A 26,296-nucleotide genomic window follows, 5' to 3' on the forward strand; every position below is an offset into this window, starting at 1 on the left:
GTCGTGCCACTTCCCGATCTCGACAGTTCCGTCGGACACTCCTTCGGCCTGGAATTCGACAGCGTCGTCATCAAGCAGATCACCGAGGTGAGTGGTCTGAAGATGGAGCAGGACGTCATCGAGCTGAAGCAGAACACCACCGACGGGAAGTACGCCGTCAAGAAGCTGCCGGGGCGCCCGAAGGCCGGCGAGGTCACGGTCAGCCGGGGGCTGACCGAGGACAACAGCTTCGAGCGGTGGATCAAGGACTCCCGCTTCGGCCGGATGGCCGACGCCCGGCGCAACGGCGCGATCATCGTGTACGACTACGAGGGCGTCGCCATCAAGCGCTACAAGCTGATCAACGCCTGGCCGAAGTCCCTGGAGATCGGCACGCTCAAGGCGGGCGACACCTCTGTGCTCACAGAAAAGCTGTCGATCACCTACGAGAGCATGGAAGTCGACTGATGCGGCGCGTGCTGTCCGCCACGCCCGGCGCGCCCGCCACTCCCGGCACTCCCGCACCGGAGTCCTCCGCGCCCTCGGCCTCGCACTCCGCCCCCGACCGCCTGCGGACCGAGTTCGCCTTCGAGCTGCCGCGCGGCTACGTGGACGATTCCGGCACCGTGCACCGTACGGGCGTGATGCGGCTCGCCACCGCCCGCGACGAGCTGGTCCCGCTGCGGGACGACCGGGTACGAGAGAACTCGGCGTATCTCTCGGTGGTCCTCATCGCGCGCGTGGTCACCAGGCTCGGCACCGTCGATGACGTCCACCCGGGTGTCATCGAGGATCTGTTCGCCTCCGACCTGGCGTTCCTTCAGGATTTCTACCGCCGCATCAACTCCGAGGGGCACACCAGGGCCGCCGTCACCTGCCCGTCCTGCCAGGAGAACTTCGCCGTGGATCTGGCGGGCGGCAGCGGGGGCGGCCGGGGCAGCGCGGCCGGCGGGGGTGGTCGCCCGGGGGAATCGTGACGTACGCGGCCGACCTGCTCCACGAGGAGGTCGCGTACCTCGCCTACCACTTCCACTGGTCGCTCGACCAACTGCTCGATCTGGAACACGCCGACCGGCGGCGCTACATCGCGGAGATCGCCCGGCTCACCGGCGCGAAGCATGGAAACCGACCGAGGTAACGAGGGGGGGGCTGAGGGCTCATGGGACTGCTGTCCTGGCTGCGGGGTGAACGGACGGGTACGGCCGCACCGGCCGCCGAACCCGTTGCCCCTCGTCGTACGCCGCACGACGGCTGGCGTGAACTCCCGCCCGTCCAGCGCGTCTTGGGCACACCGGACCTGGTCACCGACCCGAGCGGTTTCGAGTCCTCGCTGAGCAGCCGGCAGGACGCCACCCTGTCCTCTCCCCTCGGCCACCTGGTCAGCCCGGAGGCACCCGCCGGACTGGTGCACGGGCTCACCGCGCCGAGCGGTACGGAGGGACGCGAGCCACCGGAACGGGCCGTCGGGACCGGGGTCATCGCCTCCTGGCCCAGTGCCGTGCCGTTGCAGCGCAGTACGGTCGCCCAGGCGACGGCGGCGGCGGTATCGGGTACGGAAGCAGCGTCGGGGGCGAGCCCAGGGCCGATCCCGGGGCCGATCCCGGTCGCGGAGTCCATGGTCTCCGCCGAGGCCGCGCCGCTCGAACTGCCGGTACGTCAGTTGCTGAGCGAGCGCCCCGTCGAGCCGGTCCTGCCCCCGGCCCCGCCCGCACCGCCCACCCCGGCCGACGCGTCGGCCGGGGCCGTCCCCGACGAACCGGTACCGAATCTCCCCGTACGGAACGACCCGGCCCCCGTTCAGCGCTCCGCCGCCCCGCGCCCCTCGGGGCTCGGGGCCCCGCTCGCCGAGCTGCCGCCCACGGCCCAGCGCCGGATCGCCGCCCGGCTGCCGGGGCCGGGGCCGATCACCGAGGTGGAATCCGCGACCGGCCCCACCGACGATGACGGCGTTGACGCGACCGGTACGGAGGCCCCGCCCGCGCCCCTGCTCGGCGACGTACCGCCCCTCGTCATGCCGCCTCCCGCACCTCACGTATCGCGCCTGCCTCAGGAGTCCCAGGGACTCCAGGCGCCGCACGTTCCACGCCCGCCGCGTCTGCCCGCGTACGAAACGACGGCCACCACCGCCCCCGTACCCCTTCAGCGCCTCGACGTTCCCGGCACCCCGCTGGGTGTCCCGCGCGGTCTCCCGTACAGCACCCCGCAGACAGCGTCCGGTCCGGTGGCGCCGCTCATCGCACAGCGGGCGGTACCCCTCTTCGTCACCGGGCCGGGCGCGCCCATGGACAGCCGGCCCAGCCACCAACCCGCCGCGCCCGCCGCGCCCGTCCGCTGGGACACCCCCGGAACACCCGGACCCGGCCCCCGACCCGGCCCCGGTCCCGAACCCACCACCGTCCAGCGCCGGCTGCCCAGCAGCGGTCCTCCCGTGCCGCCACCTGGCTTCCGCGACGCCGGTTCCGTCGCGGTCGCGGCCGGGGTGGCACAGCGGATGGCCGACGGCAGTGTCGTGTTCGGTGGAAGTGGAGGTGGAGGTGGAGGTGGAGGTGGAGGTGGAGGTGGAGGTGCAAGTGCAGGTGGTGCTACCGCCACCCCGGGCGCCCCGTCCTCCTCCCCTGTCCCGGCCGGCCTCCTGCCCAGCGCGTACGGAAGCCCGAGCTTCCCCGTCATCCAGCGGGAAACGGAGTTCAGCGAGCCCTCGCCGCCGCCCGAGCCCAGCTACGAAGCGGAGCTTCCGGAACCCGCTCCCGATCCCAGTCCCGAACCCGGACCCGGCCCCGGCCCCACCACCGACTCCGAGTTCCCCGACCCGGCCCCGGCCTCCGCCGCCCCTCCCGCCGTCACCGATGAACTCGTACGCGCCCTCTACCCGCCCCTCAGCCGCCTCTTCAAAGCCGATCTGCGGCTCGAACGCGAACGCGCCGGCTTCCTCATCAACACCAGGCACTAGCGGAACAAGTACTGCGAGCACCGAGAGGTAGGTACGACCCATGCCGTCCACCGACCACGACGATCCCGCCGTCAGCGTCTGCTTCGTCGTCACCATCGACGACATCGAACTCGGCTCGTTCAACACCTGCGACGGCCTCGGCTGCGAAGTGGTCCTCGAAGCCCGTGAGGAAGGCGGGAACAACGGCCATGTCTGGCAGCTGCCCACCCGGCTCAAGTACTCCAACGTCAAGCTCTCCCGGCCCCTCACCCGCGAGACCGAGAAGGTCGCCCAGTGGTTCGCGAGCATGACGACCGGCTTCAGCCGCAAGACCGCCCGCATCGAGGCGCGTACGGGCGACGGCCGCAAGGTCGCCCAGTGGGGGCTGCTGGAGGTGGTGCCGGTGCGCTGGACCGGGCCTTCGTTCACGCCCGAGTCGCCCAAGGTCGCCGTCGAGACGATCGAGATCGCGCATCACGGCTATGTGATGGAGGGCTGAGCCGACGATGAGCGGGCCCATCGCCTTCAGCGCCGCCGGTTCGCCCGGCGCCTCCGGTACGGCCGCCGCCGGCTCCCGGGCGGCCGGTTCGGCCAGGCCCAAGCTGGAACACGCGTATCTGGAGCTGCGCACCCCGCCCGCCGGCGGCGGTCTGATGCCCGGCGGGCCGTGCGGCCGGATCGACTTCCAGTTCAATCCGAAGGAGCTGAGCCTGACCAAGGCGGCCTCCTGGAAGCGCACACCGGCCAAGGGGGCGAAGAGTTCGGGGCCGCCGGAGTACCAGGGGCCGCAGCCCAGCAAGCTGACGGTCGAGATGTTCTTCGACGCGAGCGATACGCAGGACAGCAGCGTGGTGACCTCGGTGGAGAAGCTGTTCGCCTGCTGTGTGCCGACCAACGAGACGCGCCAGCAGCAGCGTTCGTCGCCGCCGTGGGTGATCTTCCACTGGGGCGGGCTGACCGGCTTTCCCGGTTACGTCAGCCAAGTGCAGGCGAAGTACACGCTCTTCACAACCTCCGGGGTGCCGATCCGGGCGCTCTGCCAGGTGACGATGGAGGAGATCAGCGGCGAGACCCCGGGCCAGAACCCGACCTCCGGCGCACTGGCGGCGCGGCGCGTGCACCGGGTGCGGGCAGGGGATTCGCTGCCGGGGCTCGCGCACCGCGAGTACGGGGATCCGGCCGCGTGGCGGGTGATCGCCGAGGCGAACGGGATCGACGACCCGATGCGGCTGGCGCACGGGCGGGAGCTGCTGCTGCCCGCGCTGGACGAGCTGGAACGGCTGAAGGACCAGCGGACCCAGCAAAGGGACCAGCGGGCCCAGCAAGGGGACCGCCGGACCCAGCAAGGGGACCAGTGGACCCAGCAAAGGGACCGGCGGACCCAGCGATCCGTTCCACCGCGTCCGGCTCCGGAGCGTTCCCGTCCGATACGGCCGAGGTGAGTGAGCGCCCATGCCCCAGCAGAGCGTCGCGAAGTCGCTGGTCGTCGAGTTCGGCGGCAGCCCGCTGCCGCCCGCCCTCGCCAACACCCTGGTCGAAGGCTATGTGGACGACAGCCGCACCCTCCCCGATCTCTTCGTGCTCCGCTTCCGCGACCCCGCCCGCGTGCTGCTGGAGCGGACCGGCCTGAAGATCGGCGCCGAGGTCCGGCTGCTCGCGCGGGCCGGTGGCGGCGGCCCGTCGCCCACGCCGCTGCTGACCGGGGTGGTCACCGCGCTGGAGGTGGAGATCGACGACACCGGCACCTTCACGGTCGTCCGGGGCCTCGACGAGTCGCACCGGCTGTTCCGGGGCCGCCGGATCGCCGGCTACCAGAACATGACGCTCTCCGACATCTGCGCCCAGGTCGCGCAGCGGGCCGGGCTGCGGCCCGGCACGGTCGACGTGGCCGGTCCCGTACTCGCCCATGTCGCCCAACCGAACATCACCGACTGGGAGTTCGTGCGCGGGCTGGCCGAGGACGCGGGCGCGCAGGCGTACGTACGCGACGGACAGCTCCACATCACCCGGCCCACCGACGCGGGCGGCGCGCCCGACGGTTCGGCGCGGGCCGAGCAGAATCCGCTGGTGCTGGAGATGGGGAGCAATCTGATCCGCTGCCGTGCGGGGGTGTCCGCCGCCGAGCAGGTGTCGGAGGTCGAGGTACGGGGCTGGGACATGGCGGCCAAGCAGCCGCTGGTGGGCCGGGCGCCGGCCGGGCAGTCGACGACGCTGGACCTGGGGGTGACCTCGGCCGAGGTGTCGGCGCCGTTCGGGGAGGCGAGCTTCGTGGTCACGGACGCGTCGTACGGCACCCAGGCCGAGGTGGACCGGGCGGCGAAGGCGGTGGCGGAGCGGATCTCGGGGTCCTTCGCCGAGCTGGAGGCCGTGATCAGGGGAAACCCTGAGGTACGGGCGGGCAGCGCGGTCGCGCTCAACGCCGTCGGCGCGCCCTTCGAGGGCCGCTATACGGTCACGTCGTCGCGGCACGTGTTCGACGCGGTGCGCGGCTACGAGACATGGATCACGGTCTCCGGCCAGCAGGAACGCTCCCTGTTCGGGCTGACGGGCGGGGGCGGGGGAGGGTCCGGCGGTACGGGGTCGTCGGCCGGCGGGAGCTGCGCCGGGCTGGTCAACGGGACGGTGACGGACACCCAGGACCCGGAGGGGCTCGGCCGGGTGAAGGTACGTTTCCCCTGGCTGTCGGACGAGTACGCGAGCGACTGGGCGCGTACGGCGCAGTCCGGGGGTACGGGCGGCGGCGACGCGTTCATCCCCGAGGTGGGCGACGAGGTGCTGGTCGGTTTCGAGCAGGGGCATCTGGACCGGCCGTATGTCCTGGCCGGTCTCTACAACGGCCAGGACAAGCCCTCCCAGGGCGGCGGCCCGGTGGATACGGGAGCCTCCGGGAGCGCCCCCGGAGGCGGTGAGCTGGTCGATCCGACCACCGGAGCCGTCAACCGCCGCGCCTTCGCGTCCAGGAGCGGCAATCAGCTGGAGCTGCTGGACGCGGCGAACGGCCCGCAGGGCGTACGGCTGGTGACCGGCGACGGGAAGCTGAAGATCGATCTGGACCGCCGGGGCACCACCGTGGTCATCCACAGCGACGGCAGCGTGGAGATCGAGGCCGGGCAGCAGGTGTCGATCACGGCGGGGCGCGGCGTGACGCTGGACGCGGGACAGGGTGTGCTCGAACTCAGCGGCGATTCGGTGAAGTTGACGGCCCGCACCGGGGTCCAGGTGGACGGCGGGACGGGCCGGCTGCGGCTGGCCACGGGCGGTGCGCTGGATGTCCAGGGCAGTCAGGTCGCGGTCAACGGCACCTCGCGCACCGAGATCAAGGGCGGCACCACCTGCTCCATCAACGCGCCCCTGGTCAAGATCAACTAGCGCACGGCACCACCAGCACGGCACCACCAGCGCACGGCACCACCACGCAGAACCCTCGAAAGGAGTACGGAGCGATGTCGGCAGCCGCACGCGTCGGCGACCCCACCGGCCACCCCGGCACGGTCGCCCCGCCCGGGGTGACCTCGGTGCTCATCGGCGGCAGACCGGCCGCCACGGTCGGCACCCCGCACCACTGCGCCGCCCCGCCCCCGGCCACGCACCCGCCGTCAACGGTCATCGGCCCAGGCAGCGCGACCGTACTGATCGGGGGCGCCCGCGCGGCCCGTGTCGGCGACCGGGCGGGCTGCGGATCGGCCGTCGTGTCCGGCTGCGCGAGCGTACGGATCGGGGGGTGAGGGAGCCGGATGGGAGAGCAGTTCATCGGCGCGGGCTGGGCCTTTCCGCCGCATACGGACGCCACCGGCTCCATCGCCCTCGTCGGCGGGGAGCGCGCGCTGGAGGAGTCGATCCGGCTGATCCTCGCGACCTCGCCCGGCGAGCGGCCGATGCGGCCGGAGTTCGGCTGCGCCGTCAACGACTACGTGTTCGCCCCGGCCGACGCGGGGACGGCCGGGCAGCTCGCCTACGAGGTACGGCTCGCGCTGGAGCGCTGGGAGCCCCGGATCGAGGTGGCCGAGGTGACCGTCCGGTTCGACGAGGCGGACAACGGCGTGCTGTACATCGACATCGGCTACTCGGTGCGCGGCTCCAACGACCCCCGGAATCTCGTATTCCCGTTCTATGTGATCCCGCAGCACGAGGAGGACGGCGCGTGACGCTTCCCAGCCCCGATCTGGACGACCGCCGCTTCCAGGGCCTGGTCGACGAGGCCAAGCGCCTGGTCCAGCAGCGCTGCCCGGAGTGGACGGACCACAATGTCTCGGACCCGGGGGTGACGCTGATCGAGGCGTTCGCCACCATGGTCGACCAGCTGGTCTACCGGCTGAACCGGGTGCCGGAGAAGAACTATCTGACCTTTCTCGACCTCATCGGGGTACGGCTGTATCCGCCGACGGCGGCCCGTACCGAGGTCACCTTCCGGCTCTCCGCGCCCCGGCCCGAGCCGGTACGGGTGCGGGCGGGCACCGAGGTCGCCACGGTCCGTACCGAGACCGAGGAGGCGGTGGTGTTCACCACGAGCCGGGAGCTGACGCTCCTGCCCTGCGCGTACGAGCGCCTCGCGACCCGGTCCGCCGCGGGCGACGCGACCGACCGGTCGGAGGAACTGGCCCTCGGCCGGGACGTGCCCTGCTTCGGCGCCACGCCCACCCCCGGCGACGCCCTCTACGTCGGGCTGTCCCGGGCCGTACCGGCGGGCGTGGTCGTGCTGCGGCTCGACTGCCGGATCGAGGGCGTGGGCGTCGACCCGCGGCGCCCGCCGCTGCTCTGGGAGGCGTTCGACGGCACGGAGTGGCGGGCCTGCGAGATCGAGAAGGACGACACGGGCGGCTTCAACAAGTCGGGCGAGCTGATCCTGCATCTGCCCCGGACACACACCGCGTCCCAGGTCGTACGGCGCTCGGCCGGCTGGCTGCGCTGCCGGCTGCTGGCGGCGGAGCCCGGTCAGCCGCGCTATGTCGCGTCGCCGACCGTACGCCGTATCACCGCCTTCACGATCGGCGGCACGGTCGAGGCGGCGCACGCGGAGACGGTACGGGAGGAGATCCTCGGCGCGGCGGAGGGCGTGCCGGGGCAGAGCTTCCTGCTCGCGCGGCCACCGGTGGTGCCGGGGGACTTCGTGGTCGAGGTGGCGGATGTCGAGGCGCGGTCCGGCTGGGCGGACTGGACCCGGGTCGACGACTTCGCGCACTCGGGACCGGACGACCGGCACATCACGCTCGACCCCAACTCCGGCCGGGTGGACTTCGGTCCGGCCGTCCGGGAGCGGGACGGCGGACTGCGGTACTACGGCGCGGTCCCCCGCAAGGGAAGTCCCGTACGGGTACGGAGCTACCGCACCGGCGGCGGCCGGCGCGGCAACGTGGCCCGGGGCGCGCTGCGCGTGCTGCGCGGTTCGCTGCCGTTCGTGGCGCGGGTGGAGAACCGGCGGGCGGCGCTCGGCGGTGTGGACGGCGAGACGGTCGAGAGCGCCCGGGTGCGCGGGCCGATGACGCTGCGGACCCTGCACCGGGCGGTCGTGCCGCACGACTACGAGCTGCTGGCCCGTGAGGTCGCCCCGGACGCGGCGCGCGTCCACTGCGTACCGGCGGGCCGGGACGCGGACGCGGGCGGGGTACGGCTGCTGGTCGTACCGTCCGGGAGCGGTGACGAACAGGGCCGGATCGGCTTCGAGGAGCTGACCCCGCCGCCGGACACGATGGAGCAGATCCGGGCCCATCTGGAGGAGCGCCGGCCGATCGGCGCGCGGCTGGTGGTGGAGCCGCCGTTCTACCAGGGGGTGACGGTCGTGGCCCAGGTGCAGGCGCGCCGGGGCGCGGTGCCCGAGCGGCTGCGCGAGGAGGCGCTGACCGCGCTGTACGGCTACTTCAACCCGCTGACGGGCGGCCCGGACGGGCAGGGCTGGCCGTTCGGGCGGCCCATCCAGTCGGGCGAGGCGTTCGCGGTGCTCCAGCGGGTCGCGGACGTGGATCTGGTGGAGGACGTACGGCTGTACCCGGCGGATCCGATGACGGGCCGGCGCGGCGAGCCGACCACCCGGATCACGCTCGACCGGCACGCGCTGGCCTTCAGTTTCGAACACCAGCTGCGGATCCGGGAGGCGTGAGCCCATGCGCGCGACCGTACCCGGGCTGGCCTCGCCGCATCCGCTGGTCGAACTGCTGCCCGCGCTCTATCTGGAGCAGGATTTCGTACGGCGCTTCCTGTCGGCGCTGGACGATGTACTGGCCCCGGTGCAGCTGACCCTCGACAATCTGCCGGCCCATCTGGACCCGCGCAGCGCGCCGGAGGACTTCCTCGACTGGGTGGCCCAGTGGGTGGCGGCGGAGCCGCGCCCGGACGAACCGGTCGACCGGCGCCGGACGGCGGTCACCGAGGCGGTCGCGCGGCACAGCCGCCGGGGCACGCGCGGCGGTCTGTCGGACGCGGTCGCCCGGCTGACGGGGGTCGTACCGGAGATCGAGGAGAGCGGCGGCTCGGCATGGTCCCCGACCCCGTACACCGACCTGCCGGGCGACGAACGGGCCCGGGTGGTCGTACGGTTGCGGGTCGCCGACCCGGACGGGGTGGACCGGGTCGGGGTGGAGGAGCTGATCGAGGGCGAGATCCCGGCGCACATCGGGTACGCCCTGGAGATCCTGCCGAGCACGACGGACGGCACACCCGGCGCGTCCGGCGCACCCGGCGCGTCCGGAGGGACACCGTGAACTGCCCGGAGTGCGGCCACCGCAACACGCCGGGCGCGACGTTCTGCGCGTCCTGCTCGGCGTTCCTGGACTGGACCGACCCGGACGCGGGCAGCGGCGCAGGGAGGGGTACGGGCACAGGTACGGATACGGGCGGCGCACCGGCCCCCACGGGCACGGTCACCGGAGCGGGCCCCGGCGTAAGTACCGCTCCCGAACCACCGTTGCCGGCGCCGGCACCTGACGCCGGATCGAGGTCCGGTACGGACCCGGTCCCGCCCCCGGCACGGCCCACGCAACCGCCCGTACCCCCCACGCCGCCCGCGCCTCCCGCGCCGACCAATCCCATAGGCCCCACAGGACCTGTGGGCCCCACCGGCCCCCGCCGCCCCGGCGACCGGTTGGACGTCCCCGTGCCCGGCCCGGCCGAGGAGCCCGACGCCGGGCCGCCGGATCCGGCGGCCGTCCTCCCCCCGGCCGCAGGCGGGCCGTCCGTCCGCTGCCCCAACTGCCGTACGGAGAACGCGCCGGAGCGTACGCTCTGCCGGCGCTGCGGGCTGCTGCTGGATCCCGGCCCGCCGCCGGACGTACCGCTCCCGTGGTGGCGGCGGATCCTGCGCCGGCGGCGGGGCGGCCGGGTGCTGCCGGTCGCCGGTACCCGCCCCAAGGGGCGGCTGTGGCGCAGGCCGCGGCTGGCCGTGCCGATCGCGCTCGCGGTGCTGGCGGGCGCGCTCTGGTTCGGGCGCCCGTATCTGCCGGAGGCGTGGGACTTCACCCGCGACAGCACCGGCACGCCCGACGAGCTGCGTCCCAGCGGTATCCGCGCGTCCAGTTCTCTGCCGGACCATCCGCCGGCCACCGCGATCGACACGTACACCAACCGCTTCTGGGTGCCGAAGGAGGCGGGGCCCGGGATCGGTGAGTTCCTGGAGGTCGACTTCGAGCGGCCGGTGCGGGTGACGCGGCTGGTGGTGTTCTCCGGGCGGTCCGCGAAGGAGGACGAGTTCCTCGCGCAGTCCCGGCCGGCCGCGCTGACCGTGACGCTGCGCTCCGAGGACGGCGGCTCCGCCGAGAAGCGGATCGCGCTCAAGGACCGTCCTGGCCAGCAGACCTTCGAGGTACGGGGCTCGGACGTCGTCCGGGTGCGGCTCGCGATAGCCGAGGTCTACGGCGCGGGTCCCGGGCGGCGGCCCGCCATCGCCGAGATCGAGTTCTTCGGCCGGAATTGACCGTGCGTGTCATCTTTCGGGAGTCCGTCGCCGTCGGCCGTGCGTGGCTCTTGGCCCGGGGCGCCCGCTGCCGGAGACTGAACCGATGACACAGCGTGTGGATCTCGCGACCGTGATGGACCGGCTGGCCATCGACGAGGTGGTCACCGGATACGCGGTGGCCGTGGACGACGCCGACTGGCCCGCGTACCGGGCCCTGTTCACACCGGACGGCCGTGCCGACTACACCGCGGCGGGCGGGATCGAGGGGCCGGCCGCCGAGGTGGGTGACTGGCTGGCCGGCATCCTGCGCCCGTACCGCGTCCGGCAGCACCTGATCGTCAACCGACGGCTGCGGATCGAGGACCTCGGCGGCTATCCGGGGGACCGGGCCGAGGTGCGGGCCGAGTATCTGAGCCCGCTGCGCCATGAGTCGGGCGAGGACCTGATGTGCGGCGGCGGGTTCACGTTCGGCCTGGTGCGCGGGGACGGGGGGTGGCTGCTGCGGACGGTGGCCGCCCGGGAGAAGTGGCGGCACGCCGCACGCCACCACGGCTGACCCGCCGGTGGGGCCGCCCGGGGCCGCCCGGGGCGGCTTCGCTTCGGCGTCCGCGCGAGGGGGAAGGGAGTGCTGGACCGCCCGACGGCCAGGACGAGGAGGCTCCCGTATGCGGATCCGGTGGTGGCGGGGCGCGGCGGCGGCCGGGGCGGGCGCCCTGCCCGCGCTCGCCTTTCCCGCGCCGTCCCTCTGGTGGTCGGCGTACGCGGCGCTGGTGCCCTGGATGCTGCTCGTACGGTCCGCGCCGACCGCCCGCCGGGCCGCGCTGGAGGGCTGGCTGGGCGGGCTGGGCTTCATGGCCGCCGTGCACCACTGGCTGCTGCCGAGTCTGCATGTCTTCCTCGTGGTGCTGGCCGCGCTGCTCGGGCTGCTCTGGGCGCCCTGGGGAGTGCTGGTGCGGTACGCGCTGGGCGGTACGCCGTCGGTCAGGCGGGCCGGTGCGGCGGTGGCGGTGGTGCCGTCGGGGTGGCTGATGGTCGAGCTGGCCAGGTCCTGGGAGGGGCTCGGCGGGCCCTGGGGGCTGCTCGGCGCCGGCCAGTGGGAGGTGTCCCCGGCGCTGCGGCTCGCTTCGGTGGGCGGGGTGTGGCTGGTGAGTCTGCTGGTGGTCGCGGTGAACACGGCGCTGGTGGTGGCGATCGCGGTGGCCGGGGCGAGGAGGGTGGGGGCTGGGGCACTGGTGCTGTGCGCGGTGGTGGTGGGTTCGGTGGAGGTGTGGCTTCCGCGCCCGTCGGGTCTTCCGGAGCCGTCGAGTACGGGATCGGGCACGGCGGGATCGGGCAGCGCGTCGGCGTCCGCCCCGGTCCGGATCGCGGTCGTACAGCCGGGGGTGGTGGCGCCCGGGGTGGTCGACGGTGCCGATTCCGTCGAGCGCCGGTTCGCCCGGGGTGAGGCGCTGACGCGCACGCTGGCCGGTCAGGATCTCGCTCTGGTGGTGTGGGGCGAGAGCAGTGTGGGCGCCGATCTGGCCACGCGGCCGGATCTGGCGGCGCGGCTGGCGGTGCTGTCCCGGCGGGTCGGTGCCCCGCTGCTGGTCAATGTGGACGCGCGCAGTACGGACGCGGCGGGCCGTACGGGGGTCTTCAAGCGTGCGGCGCTGGTGGGTCCGGCCGGGCCGACGGGCGATACGTACGACAAAATGCGGCTGGTGCCGTTCGGTGAGTACGTACCGGCGCGGTCGGCGCTCGGCTGGGTGACGTCGGTGGGCCGGGCGGCGGGCGAGGACCGGGTGCGGGGCACCGGGCAGGTGGTGATGGTACTGCCGGGCGAGGGCCGGGGCGGGCCCCGGGTGGGGCCGCTGATCTGTTTCGAGACGGCGTTCCCCGATATGAGCAGACGGCTGGTGCGGGAGGGGGCCCAGGTGCTGGTGGGGCAGTCCTCGACGTCGTCGTTCCAGGGGAGTTGGGCGCCGGAGCAGCATGCCTCGCTGGCGGCGCTGCGGGCGGCGGAGACCGGCCGGCCGATGGTGCACGCGACACTGACCGGGGTCAGCGCGGTGTTCGGCCCGGACGGGGAGCGGGTGGGCGGGGCGATCGGTACGGACCGTTCGGCCGCGGCGGTGTTCGACGTCCCGCCGGGCGGCGGGACGACCGCGTACGTACGGTTCGGCGACTGGGCGGTGTACGGCGCGCTGGCCGTGCTGGCGGTGCTCGGCGCGGTGGAGGGCCGGCGGGCGCTCAGAGCCTGTCGGGTGACCTTCGATCGGATAGCGGACGCGGTCTGGCGCGTGCGATTCCAAGGCGCCGGAAAGTCCTCGTAGCGGAGCTACTAGGGCATTTCGGCAACGCGGGAAGCGTGCGTGTCAGGGCGTGGCCGCCCGGTCAGAGGTCACCCGACAGGCTCTCAGACAGCGGCCTGGTCCTGGGCCGCTCGTACCACCCGCTCGCACAGTTCGTGCGTCCGCAGGGCGTCGCGCGCGCTGAGGTGCTTGCCGGCCCGTACGGCGTCGAGGAAGGCCAGGACGCACTGCTCGACGCCGCGCTGGCGGGACACGGAGACCCAGTCGCCGCGCCGCCGGACGCTGGGCTGGCCCTTGTGGTCGATGATCGTGGCGAGGTTGTGGACGGCGCGTTTGGTGTCCTGGCCGGAGACTTCGAGGATCTCCTCGGCCGATCCGCTCATCCGGTTCATCGTGCCGATGGCGGTGAAGCCGTCGCCGGAGAGTTGCAGGACGATGTGGTGCAGCAGGCCGTCCCGGATCCGGGCCCGTACGTCGGTGTGCTCGACGGGGCCCGGAAGCAGGAAGCGCAGGGTGTCGACGACATGGATGAAGTCGTCCAGCACGAGGGTGCGCGGGTCCTCGGGCAGGCCGACCCGGTTCTTCTGCATGAGGATCAGATCGCGCGGATGCTCCAGGCACTGGGCGTAGCCGGGCGCGTGGCGGCGGTTGAAGCCGACGGCGAGGCTGACACGGCCCTCGTCGGCGAGGCGGACGACGCGCTCGGAGTCGGCGTACTCGTAGGAGATCGGCTTGTCGACGTACGTCGGCACGCCTGCCGCGATGAGCTGGCAGACGATGTCGACGTGCGCGGCGGTCGGCGCGTGGACGAACGCGGCGTCCAGCTCCTCGAAGAGCAGTGATTCGAGGTCGGTGTGGCAGCGCTCGGCGGGGATGCGGTAGGTCTCCGCGATCCGGGTGAGGGTGGCGGGGGTGCGGGTCTGGAGGTGCAGTTCGATCTCGGGCCGTGTGGCGAGCACCGGCAGATATGCCTTGCGCGCGATGTCACCGAGACCGATGCAGCCGACCTTCACGTGTGCCTCCCTGACCTGTCATGAGTCTGTTCGGTCCGCGATCACCGTGTCCGTCATGATGTCCGGCCAGATGTCCGTCCCGGTGTCCGGGAAGCATACGGGTGGCCGGGCGGGCGCCAGTCGGCGATCCCCTCCATCGTGCGCAGGACGAGTCCGGGGCCGAACCGGGAGGCGGCGGCCATCAGGTTGTCGCGTACGGCGACGGCCGCGGGGGCGGAGAAGGACGCGAGCCGTCCGGCGCTCGCCGCCCGGCGGACGACCATGGTGGTGCGGGGCAGCCGGTCGGCGGAGTACGCGGCGAGGACCGCCGGGTCGAAGGGGTCCGTACCGCTGCCGGCGTGGTGGGCGAGGACGACGGCGTCCTCGATGGACTGGTTGCCGCCCTGGGCGAGGGTGGGCTGCATGGCGTGTGCCGCGTCACCGAGGAGGGCGGTCCTGCCGCGGTGGAAGGCGGGCAGCGGCTCGTTCATCTCGTACACGTCATGGCGCAGGACCTGGCCGGCCTCCGCCGCCTCGATGACGCGGGGTACGGGGTCGTGCCAGTCCCCGAAGAGCCGCCGCAGCTCGGCCTGTTCACTGTCGGGGGCGTGCGCGCCCGCGGGGGCCGCGGCGGCGGCGTACGCGTAGACGCGGCCGTCCTTGAGCGGCTGGGTGCCCCAGAGCCGGCCCCGGCCCCAGGTCTCGTGCGGCGCGAAGTCCGGTCCGGCGGGGACGATCACGCGCCAGGTGGTGTAGCCGGCGTAGCGGGGGCCGGGGTGGCCGGGGAAGAGCTGGGCGCGCGCGGCGGAGTGGATGCCGTCACCGGCCACGACGAGATCGGCGGCCAGCTCGCCGTCGTCCGTACGGACCACGGCGGTACGGGCGGGCGCCCCGGCCGTGCCCACGGCGCCGCCCGGGTCCTCGATCCGGGCGGCGGCGCCGGTACGGACCGCTCCCGCCGGGAGGGCGGCGGTGAGGAGGTCGACGAGGGTGGCGCGGTGGACCAGGACGAGCGGTCCGCCGAAGCGGGCGGCGGCGGCCTCGCCGCTCAGCCGGTTGAGCCAGCGGCCCCGGGGGGTACGGAGCCCGCCGTCGCCCTGCCAGGCGGCGAGGGCGCGGACACGGTCGCCGAGGCCGAGGGTGTCGAGGGCGCGCTGGGAGTTGGGGGCGAGGCCGAGGCCGGCGCCGACGGGGGCGGTGGAGGAGGCGCGTTCGAGGACGGTGACGGCCCAGCCGCGCTGGTGCAGGGCCACGGCGGCGGTGAGTCCGCCGATGCCGCCACCGATGACGACGGCGCGGGACTGTTGCATGACTTCTCCCTCTCACAACACACGACACGACACGCAAACTCGCGCGGAAACTACAGGTGTAGTGACCTGTCTCCACCGTACTACAGCCGTAGTGGACGGGATAGATTGGGGCCATGGCACCTCGCACCACCAGCACCGCTCCCGCGTCCACCGCTTCCGCGTCCACCACTCCGGCGTCCACCGCTCCCGCGTCGCCCTCCGCGCGCCCCTCGGGCGTCTCCCGGGCCGAGCTGATCGCCGACACCGCCCTCACCCTGCTCACCGAGCGCGGTATGCGCGGGCTGACCCATCGCGCGGTGGACGAACGGGCCGGGCTGCCGCAGGGCTCGACGTCCAACCACGCGCGCACCCGGCAGGCGCTGCTCGAAGCGGCGGTACGGCGACAGGCGGAGCGCGAGGCGCGGGTGCTCACCCCGGTGGGGACGGCCCTCACCGGCGACGGCCGCACGGCGCCGGCCGACGCCCTGGCGCTCGCGCTGCACCGCTATCTGACCGCCCACCCCGAGCTGCTCGTCGCCCGGTACGAACTGGCGCTGGAGGCCACCCGGCGTCCGGAGCTGCGGGCGTTCTACGACGCGACGGGCCGCCAGTTCCGCGACCCGCTGGTCGCGATGATGCGGGCGGCCGGTTCCACCGAGCCCGAGCGGCACGCGCACTCGCTGGTGGCCTGGTGCGACGGGCTGCTGTTCTCCTGCGCGGCGGGCTCGTACCACAGCGCCGTACCGTCGCTGGACGATCTGCGCCGGGGCTTCACCGAGCTGCTGCGCGGCATGCTCGGCGACGGCGCGGCGGAGCGCGGCGCCGAGGAGCGCGGCGCGGGCGGATAATCCCTGGCCGGGGCGGCCTCGCGCACGTGAGGATGGCGGCCATGAACACACCTGAGCGCATCGATCCCTCCACCGTCGCGGGCGAACGCGAGATGCTGGAGAGCTGGCTGGAGTACCACCGCGAGACCCTCGCCCTGAAGTGCGCGGGGCTGACGGAGAAACAGCTCAGGGAAGCGTCCGTGCCGCCCTCCGGGCTGACCCTGATCGGCCTCGTCCGGCACATGGCCGAGGTGGAGCGCGCCTGGTTCCGCAGAACCCTGGCCGCCGAGGAGGCCGGCCCGATCTATTACACGGACGACGACAGGGACGGCGACTTCCACCCCGGCGAGGGCGACACCTGGGACGAGGCGCACACCACCTGGCGGGCGGAGATCGCCCGCGCCCGCGCACTCGCCTCGGGACACTCGCTGGACGACCCGGGCGCCGGCCGGCGCGACCGGGCCACGGGCCATCCGTACAGCCTGCGCTGGATCTACCTCCACATGATCGAGGAGTACGCCCGGCACAACGGCCACGCCGATCTGATCCGCGAGCGCCTCGACGGCGTGACGGGCGAATAGCGGCAGAGGCAGCCGCCCGCCGCGCCCGTTGCCGTGCGGGTCGGTGCGGTCGGCAGCGGGGTCGCGCGGTCAGCGGGGTGGTGGCCGGTATCACCCATCCGGGCCAAATCCGCGCCTTTCCCCTCCCCTACGGCCGCCGCGACCAGCAGAGTTGCCCAGGTGCACAGAACAAGAAGCGCGGCGATGGTCCTGGTCGGGATGGCGGTCACGGCCGTCTCCGGTTGTGTGGCCGTCGAGCCGCTGTCCACAGCGGGGCCCACGCCCTGGACGGAGACATCCAGCGAGGGCCCCGGCCCGGGATCCGCCCCCACGGCCGCCGGTGAGGTAACGCCACCGATCGCCCAGGCGCCGGGCAGGGAGGCGCTGGAGGCGGTCGCTCCCGCACCGGCCCCGCCCGGCGCCCCGCCCGGAGCGCGGGCTCCGGCGTCCGCCCCGCGCGACTCCGGCGCGGCTCCCCCGGCATCGGCCGGGCGACCGGTCCCCGGCGCGCCGGGGACCGCCGGGCACCCGCCGCGCGAGCGGCCCGCCCCCCGATGGCCCACGGCGCTCCCGCCACTGCCGACCGGCGCCGGATCAGGAGCCGGTCCGGGCGCCGGATCCGTACCGGGCGCGGCCGATCTCTGCGGCCTCGGCGAGACGTTGGGAGGCTGGCCGGCGGACAGCCCCCAGGCGCAGGCCTGCCGCACCGCCCAAGCCTCCGGCCCCGGCTCCGGTCAGGGCCAGGGCTCCGGTCATTGACCGCGCGACCGCAGGCTCCGCTCCAGCCGGTCGATACCCGCCCAGACCCCTTGTCCGTACCCCCCGTCCCCCAGCGCGTCCGCCGCCGCCCGCGCCCGGTCCAGATGGAGCCGTGCCGCCTCGGGCCGCTGGAGCTTCAGATAGTCCGCGGCGAGGTTGAGATGGAGCGCCGGGTAGAAGGCGCGCACCGCCGACGCGGCCGACGTTTCCCCCTGCGCGCCGTCGGTGTCCCGCCCGTACCCACCCCTGCCGCCCTCCCCGTGTCCATATCCGTCGGCCGCGGTCAGCGCCCGCAGATCCCAGGCCAGTTCGTCCCCCGGGTCGTCCTGGGTGTCCGCCATGTAGTGCGCGAGTGTGCAGCGGTGGAGCGTGTCCCCCGTCTCGCCGATCTCCGTCCAGAGCGCGCCGAAGCGGTTGCGCGCCTCCTCGCGATCACCGGCGTGGAGGAGCATGACCGCCTGCCCGATCCGGGTCATGACGGCGTCCTCCGACGTCTGCTGCCGCTCCATCACTGCCGCCTCCGCTTGCCCGTCCAGTAAATCCGACAAACAAGACGCTAACCGCAGCGGCGGACAATCCCCCTCAGGCTCGGTCGGCGAGATCCGGGATGCGCCAGTCGATGGGCTCGTGTCCCTGCGCCGCGATCGCCTCGTTGATCCGGCTGAACGGACGCGAGCCGAAGAACTTCTTCGCGGAGAGCGGCGAGGGATGCGCGCCCTTCACCACCACATGCCGCTCCTCGTCGATCAAGGGCAGCTTCTTCTGCGCGTAGGCACCCCAGAGGACGAAGACCGCCGGGTCGGGCCGCTCGGCCACCGCGCGGATCACCGCGTCCGTCACCTTCTCCCAGCCCTTGCCCTTGTGGGAGTTCGCCTCGCCCTCGCGGACCGTCAGCACCGCGTTCAGCAGGAGGACGCCCTGCTCGGCCCAGGGCATCAGATAGCCGTTGTCCGGGACGGGGTGGCCCAGCTCCTCCTTCATCTCCTTGTAGATGTTCCGCAGGGAGGGCGGGGTCCTGACGCCGGGGCGCACGGAGAAGCACAGCCCGTGCCCCTGGCCCGCTCCGTGGTACGGGTCCTGGCCGAGGACCAGCACCTTCACCCGCTCGTACGGGGTGGCGTCGAGCGCCGCGAAGACCTCGTCCCGGGGCGGATAGACGGGACCCTTCGCCCGCTCCTCCGCCACGAAGTCGGTCAGCTCCTTGAAGTAGGGCTTCTCCAGCTCCTCGCCGAGGACGCCGCGCCAGGACTCGGGCAGCATGTCGGTGTAGGTCACGTCAACAACCTCCGGTAGGGGATCACTTGCGAACTGCCACCGAACTTACCGGGCACCACTGACAATCGCCCCTACCAGCTGGTTTTCCGCTCCAGCTCCCACATCTGCATGACCGTCTGAGGGTCGAGCGCGCGCTCCCCGCCGCCGATGTCGTCCGTGGACGCCACGTACAGCTTGCCCTGCCACAGCGGCAGCAGCCGGACGTCCTCCACGAGGATCTGCTGCGCGCGTCCGAAGTGGCCCCCGACGGTCGCGCGGTCGCTCAGCCTGCGCGACTCGGGCAGCAGTTTCCCGGTGATCTCGGGGCTCTCGTACGGCGTGCTCAGCGCGTTCTCCTTGCCGACGAAGGGGGCGACGAAGTTGTCCGGGTCCGGGAAGTCCGGGAACCAGCCGCGGCCGAAGACGGGGTACTCGCCCTTCTGGTAGCCGGCCTGGAACTGCTTCCACGGCTGGCTCCGCAGGGTGACGTCGAACAGCTTCGACGCCTCCAGCTGGCGCTTCAGCTCCACGAACTCCAGCTCCGTACCCGACCCGTAGCGGTCCGAGGTGAACCAGAGCGTGAGCGGTACGGGGGTGCTGATCCCCGCCTCTTCGAGGAAACGTTTCGCCTTGGCCGTGGAAGGGTCGCCGTACTGGTCGAAAAAGCTGGTGGCGTGCCCGGCGATGCCCTTGGGCACCATCGAGTACAGCGGCTCGGCCGTCCCCTGGTAGACCTTGGCGACCAGCGCGTCCCGGTCCACGACCTGCGCCACGGCCCGCCGTACGGCGAGCTTCCCGGCCGCCGGATCCGCGGGGTTGAACACGAGGTAGCGGATGTCCGCGCCGACGGTCTCGACCAACTGGAGATACTCGTTCCCGGGTCTGCGCTCTTCGAGTTCGACGACCTGTTCCGAGGTGAGTCCCCGGTACACGGCGTCGACCTGCTTTTTCTTGAGCGCCTCGAAGACCTTGTCGGAGTCCGTGAAGTAGCGGATCGTGACAGCGCCGTTCTTGCGCTTCGCGAACCCGCTGTAATTCTCGTTCCTCGTCAGCTCCGCCTTTTCCCCGCTGACGTACGAGGCGAGTTCATAGGGACCGGAGCCGGTGACTCCGCCGTCCTGTCTGAGCTTGTCCGCCGGGTAACTCCCGGGAGAGACAAGGGACATGGCGGGCGTGGCGAGAATGAAGGGAAAGGTCGCGTCGGGTTTCTTGAGCCGGAAGACAACGGTCAGGTCACCCCGTGTCTCGACCTGTTCGAGGGAATCGAGGAGTCCGGCCGGTCCGCCCTTTGCCTTGATCGTGAGGATCCGGTCGAACGTGTACTTCACGGCGGACGCGTCGAGCCGTTCCCCGTCCGTGAATTTCAGCCCCTCGCGCAGTTCGCACTCGAAGACCCGCTGGTCTCCGTCGGCGAACCGGCAGGACCTGGCCGCGTCCGGCTGCGGCGCCGAGCTGCCGGTCGGGAAGCTGACCAGAGTCTGGAAGACATTGCGGAACAGCTCCCAGGAGTTGTCCCAGGAAGCCGCCGGGTCGAGCGTGCTGGGCTCGCTCGTCGTCCCGACGACGATACGCCGGCTCGAATCCTCGCCGCCCGGCAAAAGGCCGCATCCGGTGAGCAGCGATATCAGGGTCAATGCCGTAGTGGCCCGGCGGCCGGTCCGGTGGAACACGCACACGCTCCTTGTTCAGCCCGTGGATCCGGCAGACCATACCGCAAAGCCCCGCCGGCTCCTCAGAGAATCCGGCGGGGCTTTTCGAACGGTGAACGGGCGGCGGTCAACCCGCTACCGCTCCGTTCCGCTATGCGGTTCACAGAACTCCGAATTCCGGAACAGCGGCACCGAATTCCGGTTTCACCGTCCCGATATTCGGTTTGCCGGGGCCGGTCAGCCCACTCCGGCGTTGAGGAAGATTCCGCCGTCGATCACCAGTGTCTGCCCCGTGATCCAGTCGGACTGGTCCGAGGTGAGGAACGCGGCGGCGCCGCCGATGTCCTCGGGCACCCCCAGCCGCCCCAACGGGTAGGCGGCCGCGGCCTCGGCCTCCCTGCCCTCGTACAGCGCCTGCGCGAACTTCGTCTTGACGACGGCCGGCGCGATGGCGTTGACGCGGACGACCGGGGCGAACTCGTGGGCCAGCTGGAGCGTCAGATTGACCATCGCGGCCTTGCTCATGCCGTACGCGCCGATGAAGGGCGAGGCCGAGATCCCGGCGACCGACGCGATGTTGACGATGGCGCCGCCGTTCTCCCGCTGCCAGGCGCGCCAGGTCTGCTGGGCGAAGCCGAGCGCCGAGATGACGTTGGTCTCGTACACCTTGCGCGCGACGGCGAGGTCCAGCTCGGCGAGCGGGCCGAAGACCGGGTTCGTACCGGCGTTGTTGACGAGGAAGTCGACCCGGCCGAACTCCTCCATGACGCGTTCCACGGCGAGTGCCTGGTGCGCCTCGTCGTGTGCCTTGCCGGCGACGCCGATGACCCGGTCGGAGCCGAGCCGCTCGACGGCCTCCTTGAGCCTCTCCTCGTCGCGCCCGGTGATACACACGCGGTCGCCGCGGGCGACGAGCGCCTCGGCGATCCCGTACCCGATGCCCCGGCTCGCTCCCGTGACCAGGGCGACCCGGCCGCTCTCCGGGACCTGCCGCGGCTGCTCCGCCGTCGTCACTGTTTCCGTCATGTCCGTCTCCCCCGTTCTCAGTTGAGCGGTCCGCCGGCGACGTACAGGACCTGGCCGGAGACGAATCCGGCGTCCTCGCCCGTGAAGAAGGCGATGGCGTTCGCGATGTCCTCCGGCTTCCCGACGCGCGCGACCGGGATCTGGGTGGCCGCCGCGGCCTGGAACTCCTCGAAGCCCATGCCGACGCGGGCGGCGGTCTGCGCGGTCATCTCGGTGACGACGAAGCCGGGCGCCACCGCGTTGGCGGTGATGCCGAACTTGCCCAGTTCCTTGGCGAGGGTCTTGGTGAAGCCCTGGAGCCCCGCCTTGACGGCCGCGTAGTTGGCCTGGCCCCGGTTGCCGAGCGCGGAGCTGGAGGAGAGGCTGACGATCCGGCCGAAGCCGGCGTCCACCATGTACTTCTGACATGCCTTCGACATCAGGAACGCGCCCTTGAGGTGCACGTTCACCACGGTGTCCCAGTCGGACTCGCTCATCTTGAAGAGCAGGTTGTCCCGGAGCACGCCCGCGTTGTTCACGAGGACCGTCGGCGCCCCCAGCTCGGCGGCGACCCGGGTGACGGCGGCCGTCACCTGTGCGCTGTCGGAGACGTCGCAGGCGACGGCGAGCGCGGTGCCGCCGGCCGCGGTGATCTTCTCGACGGTGTCCTTGCACGCGGCCTCGTCGAGGTCGAGTACGGCGACGGCCCGGCCCTCCGCCGCCAGCCGGACCGCGGTGGCGGCGCCAATGCCCCGCGCCGCCCCGGTCACGACGGCGACGCGCTGCTCGGTGGTGGACATCCCTTGGTTCTCCTCGCCCTTGGCTTCCGCGGCTCTCCCGACCACTGAGCACCGCTGAGCAACCGCTTAGTAGGTAGCAGTCGAAGACGCTAGAAGCCCCGGCACCCGGTGTCAACGCCCACGGCACCCGAGGACCGGATCGGCGCGGGAGATCACACGCCCGCGTCCGCCCGGCCCGTCAGCGCACCAGCAGATCGAGCAGCCGCTCGGCCTCGGCCCGCGGATCGGCGGTCAGCCCGGTGTGTACGGGACCGGGCTGTACGACGGTCGAGCGCGGGGCGATCAGCCACCGGAACCGCCGGCCGGCGTCGTCACCCGCCGCCTGCCCGGCCGCGTCACCGCCGGCGCAGACGCCCTCGACCGCGCGCAGGGCGGCCCGTACCCCCACGATGTCGGCCGTCGGGTCGAGGGCCCTCAGCTTCCCCTCGTCCAGCAGGGTCCTGGCCGCGACATAGGAGTGCGCGCGGCAGTAGACCAGCACCCCGGCGTTGAAACACTCGCCGCGCTCGACACGCGGCACGACGCGCAGCAGCGCGTACTCGTAGACGTCCCGCCCGCCGCTCATCGCCCACCTTCCTTGGCGTCCTGGGCGTCCTGGGCCGTCACATCACTCGTACGCACGTCACGGGCCCGGTCCTGCCGAGGCGTCAGCCGCTCGGCGAGCCAGCCGGGGGCCCTGGACGGGGTGTCCCTGGTGGGCGCGTCCAGGACGATCCGCTCGTGGACGGTCGCGGCGCGCGCGAGCAGCGGCTCCACATACGCGCGGCGCAGCGCGTCGAGCGAGTCGAACCCCGGCTCGTCGATCAGCCACTCGTCCGGCACCTCGGCGGCGATCTCGGTCAGCAGCTCCTCGGTGACCAGCGGCGCGAGCCGCGCGGCGGCCGCCGCGACCTCCGGCCCGAAGGGCGCGAGGGCGTGGTCGGAGGCGTTGTACGGCTTCGCGGCGGAGGTCGCGGCGCCCGGCCAGTTGTGGTGCCAGATCATGGTGGCGCCGTGGTCGATGAGCCAGAGATCGCCGTGCCAGACCAGCAGGTTGGGGTTGCGCCAGGACCGGTCGACGTTGTTGATCACCGCGTCGAACCAGACGACCCGCCCCGCCTCCTCCGGATCCACCTCGTAGGCGAGCGGATCGAAGCCGATCGATCCGGGCAGAAAGTCCATCCCGAGGTTCAGCCCGCCGCTCGCCTTGAGCAGCTCCTGCACCTCCTGGTCCGGCTCGGAGAGCCCGATGACCGGATCGAGCCGCATCCGCGCCAACTCCGGCACCCGCAACCCGAGCCGCCGCCCGAGCTGCCCGCAGATCACCTCGGCGACCAGGGTCTTGCGCCCCTGCCCGGCACCGGTGAACTTCATGACATACGTACCGAGATCGTCGGCCTCGACGATCCCCGGAAGCGAGCCGCCCTCACGCAGGGGCGTGACATAGCGGGTCGCAACGATCTCTCTCAGCACTTTCCCGGGCCACCCATCTCTTTGGCCTTGGGGAGAATCCGGGGAGTTCCGACGGTCATACGCTTCCCCCTCCTTCCTTACCCGGGCGGTCCGTCGACGACGGTGTGCGCCCCTTGCTTCCGGCCTCTGGCATGAAGGGAGCATCGTAACCGAGGGTGATCACGGCGCAGGCGCGCCGCAGCGCACGGAAGCTCCACCTCAACCGGCGGGAACAATGCGCCGTGCCGCTTCAACTCCCCGGCCAGGAACACCCCTCCGGTAGTCGATGTCCTCAGCACTCGATGTCCGGCACGCTCCTCGGAACCCCCGGCTGCGCCCAGAGCCGCCGCCCGCCCTGATGACGATGCCAGCGGCTGCGTCCGCCGCTCCGGCTCCGCAGCCGGACCTCGCAGCCGCCGCCGGCTGCTGGTACAGCGGAAGTCACTGGTGGTGCAACAACCGGTATGCCGCGCCTGTCTACCGATGGCAGGGCCCGGACGGCACCACCCGGACCTTGGTCGGATACATGTACACGACCACCAGTTGGTTCACGGGCCGCAGCTACTGTGCCGGCGGCAATTACGACAACGGTACGACCTCCCCTCACCCCTACCGGTGGATCTACACCCAGGCCGACAACGGTCAGTGGGGCTGGATGAGCGACAAGGACATCTCCAGCGAGACCAACCCGCTGCCCGACCTGGGCTATTGCAGGATGTAACCCTGCTGCAACCATGCTCTCCGGAGCATCTGAGGCTGGACGCAGGCGCCTCTCCGGAGGAGTCCCACATCGTGCCCGCCGGTCCCGTGAACCGGAGAGCAGGGCGGGTCAGCGGCCGGCCGGGAAGAGGTCTTCCAGGTAGAGGCCGACGCGGCCGGTGCGGGTGGCTCGGCCGGTGAGTTCTTGGACGCGGTCGGCGCTGACCACGGCGGACGGTCCGTTGAGCATCCACTCCTGCGCCTGCTCCTGGGTCATGCCCGTGGGCGGCTCACCGGCGTAGGGCAGGACGTTGATGGGGGTGCCGGCCTCGTGGCGCCAGCTGTCGGCGAGTGAGCCGACGTCGAGGGCGTCGTAGCCGAGGGTGTCCATGAACCGGACGGCCTCGGCCTTGGCCTCTGTGTTGTCGCCGGTGAGGGGCAGGGTGCTGCGTTCGGGGTGGCCGGAGGGGCGGGCCGAGCTGTACAGGCGGAGGAAGTCCATGTTGCCGAACGTCTTGACGATGTGTGATCCGGAGAGGTGGCGCTGGAGCAGCTCGCTGCTGGTGGTGCGCCGTTCCTCCAGGTCGTCGATCCGGCCGTCGCGTTCGGGGAAGTAGTGCATCGTGTCGATGACCGTTCTGCCGGTGAGGGCATCGGCGGGGAGCTTGTCGTAGGCGTGGAACGGGAGGGAGACCACGACGAGGGCGGCGGCCTGTGCGGCCTGGGCCGGGGTGGCGGCGCGGGCGGGGGCGCCGAGTTCGGCGACGGCGTCGGCCAGGGTCTCGGGTCCGCGCGAGTTGCTCAGGACGACGTCGAGGCCGGCGTCGACGGCGAGGCGGGCGAGGGTGCGGCCGATGTTGCCGCTTCCGATGAAGGCGATGGTCTGGGGCATGACGGACGTCTCGTTTCTGAATGCTGGGGGGAGAGAGAGCGTGGCTTGTGCAGGGGGCCGGGTCGGCGTGTGCGGTCATGGGCGCGAGGTCGGGTGAGCGGCCGTGGCCGCTGGTGTGGCGGCGGGGCGGGTCACATGTCGCGGTACCGCTTGGCCGCGGCGAGCAGGGGGCGCAGGGTGTCCGCGGTGACGGGTTGTCCCGGGCCGGGGGCGGCGCCCTGGGCGGTGGCGGTCAGGCTGTGGCCGGTGCCGAAGTACGGCTCGCTGTAGGCGGTGGTGTCGCGCTGGAAGCGCCAGCCCTCGGCGAGGGGGCCGGCGTCCAGGGCGTCGTAGCCGAGGGAGTCGAGGAACGCCTCTACGGTCTTCTTGGCGTCCGGATCGTCGCCGGCGATGGCCAGGGCTGAGCGTTCTGGGTGGCCGGTGGGCCGGGAGAGATTGCCGAGGTGGACGTGGAAGATGTTGTTCATCGCCTTGACCACGCGCGACTCGGGCAGGTGGGCCTGGAGCAGTTCGCTGGTCGTGGTGGTCTCGGCGTCGAGCTCGGCGATACGGCCGTCGCGCTGGGGGTAGTAGTTGTTGGTGTCGATGACGACCTTGCCGCGCAGCGGTTCCACGGGGACCGTGCGGTAGGCGTGCAAGGGGATGGTCACAACCACGATGTCGCCCGCGGCGGCGGCCTCGGCGGGGGTGGCGGCGCGGGCCCGGGGGCCGAGCTCCGCCACCAGGGCGGTCAGGCTCCCGGGTCCCCGCCGGTTGCTCAGGACGACGTTGTGACCGGCGGCAACGGTCAGGCGTGCGACGGTGCCGCCGATCAGTCCGCTGCCGATCAGTGCGATGGTGCTCATTCAAGGTCCTTTCGAGACGGGGTGGGACAGGGGGCGTGCGGGAGCCGTAGCCGTTACCGGGAGGCGGAGGCGGGCTCGGGTGCCTCGGCGACCGCCGGGACGTGTACGGGCGTGGCGCGCGGGTGGCGGCGGGTGAGGTGCCGGTCCAGCATGGTGCTCGCGACGGCTGCCAGGGCGAATGCCGCGCCGACCCAGCCGATGCCGGCCAGG

29 protein-coding genes are annotated in these 26,296 nt (G+C 72.4%); 18 read left to right on the top strand and 11 right to left on the bottom strand.

What is annotated here, in order from left to right; genetic code table 11:
- The first annotated feature begins 3 nt into the window (after window positions 1-3).
- From DVK44_RS02440 to lnt, 14 genes are all read left to right on the top strand, one after another.
- Window positions 4-447 (top strand): phage tail protein, encoded by a 444-nt coding sequence (locus DVK44_RS02440; protein WP_114658102.1) that lies wholly within the window; start codon window positions 4-6, stop codon window positions 445-447.
- Window positions 447-956: a hypothetical protein gene (locus tag DVK44_RS02445; RefSeq protein ID WP_114658103.1), complete on the top strand. Its 510-nt coding sequence runs from the start codon at window positions 447-449 to the stop codon at window positions 954-956. The genes DVK44_RS02440 and DVK44_RS02445 overlap by 1 nt, the downstream gene beginning before the upstream one ends.
- Complete coding sequence (locus DVK44_RS36650) at window positions 953-1,117, top strand: DUF6760 family protein (RefSeq protein ID WP_181957386.1); 165 nt, start codon at window positions 953-955, stop codon at window positions 1,115-1,117. Before DVK44_RS02445 ends, DVK44_RS36650 begins: the two co-directional genes overlap by 4 nt.
- A gap of 21 nt (window positions 1,118-1,138) precedes the next feature.
- Complete coding sequence (locus tag DVK44_RS36230) at window positions 1,139-2,929, top strand: hypothetical protein (protein ID WP_162793634.1); 1,791 nt, start codon at window positions 1,139-1,141, stop codon at window positions 2,927-2,929.
- A 40-nt stretch (window positions 2,930-2,969) separates the two neighbouring features.
- Window positions 2,970-3,407: a phage tail protein gene (locus DVK44_RS02455; protein WP_114658105.1), complete on the top strand. Its 438-nt coding sequence runs from the start codon at window positions 2,970-2,972 to the stop codon at window positions 3,405-3,407.
- A 7-nt stretch (window positions 3,408-3,414) separates the two neighbouring features.
- Window positions 3,415-4,350 (top strand): CIS tube protein, encoded by a 936-nt coding sequence (locus DVK44_RS02460; RefSeq protein WP_228446960.1) that lies wholly within the window; start codon window positions 3,415-3,417, stop codon window positions 4,348-4,350.
- Window positions 4,351-4,360: 10 nt separating this feature from the next.
- The gene (locus DVK44_RS02465; RefSeq protein WP_114658106.1) at window positions 4,361-6,277 is read left to right on the top strand and encodes a VgrG-related protein; all 1,917 of its coding nucleotides are present in this window, start codon (window positions 4,361-4,363) and stop codon (window positions 6,275-6,277) included.
- A gap of 74 nt (window positions 6,278-6,351) precedes the next feature.
- On the top strand, window positions 6,352-6,633 hold the full coding sequence (locus DVK44_RS02470) for a PAAR domain-containing protein (protein WP_114658107.1): 282 nt from the start codon (window positions 6,352-6,354) through the stop codon (window positions 6,631-6,633).
- 9 nt (window positions 6,634-6,642) lie between these two features.
- Window positions 6,643-7,053 (top strand): GPW/gp25 family protein, encoded by a 411-nt coding sequence (locus DVK44_RS02475; protein ID WP_114658108.1) that lies wholly within the window; start codon window positions 6,643-6,645, stop codon window positions 7,051-7,053.
- Entirely contained in the window at window positions 7,050-9,002 is a 1,953-nt protein-coding gene (locus DVK44_RS02480) for a putative baseplate assembly protein (protein WP_114658109.1), read from the top strand. The genes DVK44_RS02475 and DVK44_RS02480 overlap by 4 nt, the downstream gene beginning before the upstream one ends.
- Before the next feature lie 4 nt (window positions 9,003-9,006).
- Entirely contained in the window at window positions 9,007-9,603 is a 597-nt protein-coding gene (locus DVK44_RS02485) for a phage tail protein (RefSeq protein WP_114658110.1), read from the top strand.
- A gap of 344 nt (window positions 9,604-9,947) precedes the next feature.
- On the top strand, window positions 9,948-10,811 hold the full coding sequence (locus DVK44_RS02490; protein ID WP_228446961.1) for a discoidin domain-containing protein: 864 nt from the start codon (window positions 9,948-9,950) through the stop codon (window positions 10,809-10,811).
- Window positions 10,812-10,896: 85 nt separating this feature from the next.
- Entirely contained in the window at window positions 10,897-11,349 is a 453-nt protein-coding gene (locus DVK44_RS02495; protein WP_181957387.1) for a nuclear transport factor 2 family protein, read from the top strand.
- 109 nt (window positions 11,350-11,458) lie between these two features.
- Window positions 11,459-13,105: an apolipoprotein N-acyltransferase gene (gene lnt, locus DVK44_RS02500; RefSeq protein ID WP_114658111.1), complete on the top strand. Its 1,647-nt coding sequence runs from the start codon at window positions 11,459-11,461 to the stop codon at window positions 13,103-13,105.
- 83 nt (window positions 13,106-13,188) lie between these two features.
- On the opposite strand, the gene DVK44_RS02505 is transcribed toward lnt, so the two are convergent.
- The gene (locus DVK44_RS02505; protein WP_114658112.1) at window positions 13,189-14,097 is read right to left on the bottom strand and encodes a Gfo/Idh/MocA family protein; all 909 of its coding nucleotides are present in this window, start codon (window positions 14,095-14,097) and stop codon (window positions 13,189-13,191) included.
- Between the two features lie 53 nt (window positions 14,098-14,150).
- On the bottom strand, window positions 14,151-15,386 hold the full coding sequence (locus tag DVK44_RS02510; RefSeq protein WP_114658113.1) for an FAD-dependent monooxygenase: 1,236 nt from the start codon (window positions 15,384-15,386) through the stop codon (window positions 14,151-14,153).
- Between the two features lie 113 nt (window positions 15,387-15,499).
- Here DVK44_RS02510 and DVK44_RS02515 point away from each other — a divergent pair, with 113 nt between their 5' ends.
- The 3 genes from DVK44_RS02515 (at window position 15,500) to DVK44_RS02525 (ending at window position 17,511) form a co-directional block, all read left to right on the top strand.
- On the top strand, window positions 15,500-16,213 hold the full coding sequence (locus DVK44_RS02515; RefSeq protein WP_114658114.1) for a TetR/AcrR family transcriptional regulator: 714 nt from the start codon (window positions 15,500-15,502) through the stop codon (window positions 16,211-16,213).
- A 41-nt stretch (window positions 16,214-16,254) separates the two neighbouring features.
- Entirely contained in the window at window positions 16,255-16,773 is a 519-nt protein-coding gene (locus tag DVK44_RS02520) for a DinB family protein (RefSeq protein ID WP_114658115.1), read from the top strand.
- 159 nt (window positions 16,774-16,932) lie between these two features.
- Complete coding sequence (locus DVK44_RS02525; RefSeq protein WP_114658116.1) at window positions 16,933-17,511, top strand: hypothetical protein; 579 nt, start codon at window positions 16,933-16,935, stop codon at window positions 17,509-17,511.
- On the opposite strand, the gene DVK44_RS02530 is transcribed toward DVK44_RS02525, so the two are convergent.
- The 7 genes from DVK44_RS02530 to DVK44_RS02560 form a co-directional block, all read right to left on the bottom strand.
- Window positions 17,505-18,020 (bottom strand): hypothetical protein, encoded by a 516-nt coding sequence (locus DVK44_RS02530; protein WP_181957388.1) that lies wholly within the window; start codon window positions 18,018-18,020, stop codon window positions 17,505-17,507. The genes DVK44_RS02525 and DVK44_RS02530 overlap by 7 nt on opposite strands.
- Window positions 18,021-18,093: 73 nt before the next feature.
- A complete protein-coding gene (locus DVK44_RS02535; protein WP_114658118.1) occupies window positions 18,094-18,786 on the bottom strand; it encodes a uracil-DNA glycosylase in 693 nt (230 codons plus the stop codon).
- A gap of 71 nt (window positions 18,787-18,857) precedes the next feature.
- Window positions 18,858-20,435 (bottom strand): ABC transporter substrate-binding protein, encoded by a 1,578-nt coding sequence (locus tag DVK44_RS02540; RefSeq protein WP_114658119.1) that lies wholly within the window; start codon window positions 20,433-20,435, stop codon window positions 18,858-18,860.
- A gap of 216 nt (window positions 20,436-20,651) precedes the next feature.
- Complete coding sequence (locus tag DVK44_RS02545; protein ID WP_114658120.1) at window positions 20,652-21,440, bottom strand: SDR family oxidoreductase; 789 nt, start codon at window positions 21,438-21,440, stop codon at window positions 20,652-20,654.
- Between the two features lie 17 nt (window positions 21,441-21,457).
- Complete coding sequence (gene fabG, locus DVK44_RS02550; RefSeq protein ID WP_114658121.1) at window positions 21,458-22,219, bottom strand: 3-oxoacyl-ACP reductase FabG; 762 nt, start codon at window positions 22,217-22,219, stop codon at window positions 21,458-21,460.
- 178 nt (window positions 22,220-22,397) lie between these two features.
- Window positions 22,398-22,784: a DUF3037 domain-containing protein gene (locus DVK44_RS02555; protein ID WP_114658122.1), complete on the bottom strand. Its 387-nt coding sequence runs from the start codon at window positions 22,782-22,784 to the stop codon at window positions 22,398-22,400.
- On the bottom strand, window positions 22,781-23,671 hold the full coding sequence (locus DVK44_RS02560) for a HipA family kinase (protein ID WP_228446962.1): 891 nt from the start codon (window positions 23,669-23,671) through the stop codon (window positions 22,781-22,783). The genes DVK44_RS02555 and DVK44_RS02560 overlap by 4 nt, the downstream gene beginning before the upstream one ends.
- A gap of 493 nt (window positions 23,672-24,164) precedes the next feature.
- Here DVK44_RS02560 and DVK44_RS02565 point away from each other — a divergent pair, with 493 nt between their 5' ends.
- Window positions 24,165-24,371 carry a hypothetical protein gene (locus DVK44_RS02565; protein ID WP_162793636.1) on the top strand — a complete coding sequence of 69 codons (207 nt, stop codon included), beginning with the start codon at window positions 24,165-24,167 and terminating at the stop codon, window positions 24,369-24,371.
- A gap of 108 nt (window positions 24,372-24,479) precedes the next feature.
- Here DVK44_RS02565 and DVK44_RS02570 read toward each other — a convergent pair whose 3' ends face one another.
- Both DVK44_RS02570 and DVK44_RS02575 read right to left on the bottom strand, forming a co-directional pair.
- A complete protein-coding gene (locus DVK44_RS02570; protein WP_114658124.1) occupies window positions 24,480-25,241 on the bottom strand; it encodes an NADPH-dependent F420 reductase in 762 nt (253 codons plus the stop codon).
- A 131-nt stretch (window positions 25,242-25,372) separates the two neighbouring features.
- Window positions 25,373-26,086: an NADPH-dependent F420 reductase gene (locus DVK44_RS02575; RefSeq protein ID WP_114658125.1), complete on the bottom strand. Its 714-nt coding sequence runs from the start codon at window positions 26,084-26,086 to the stop codon at window positions 25,373-25,375.
- Between the last annotated feature and the right edge of the window lie 210 nt (window positions 26,087-26,296).

This window comes from Streptomyces paludis (genome assembly GCF_003344965.1).
In the GTDB taxonomy this organism is placed as follows: domain Bacteria; phylum Actinomycetota; class Actinomycetes; order Streptomycetales; family Streptomycetaceae; genus Streptomyces; species Streptomyces paludis.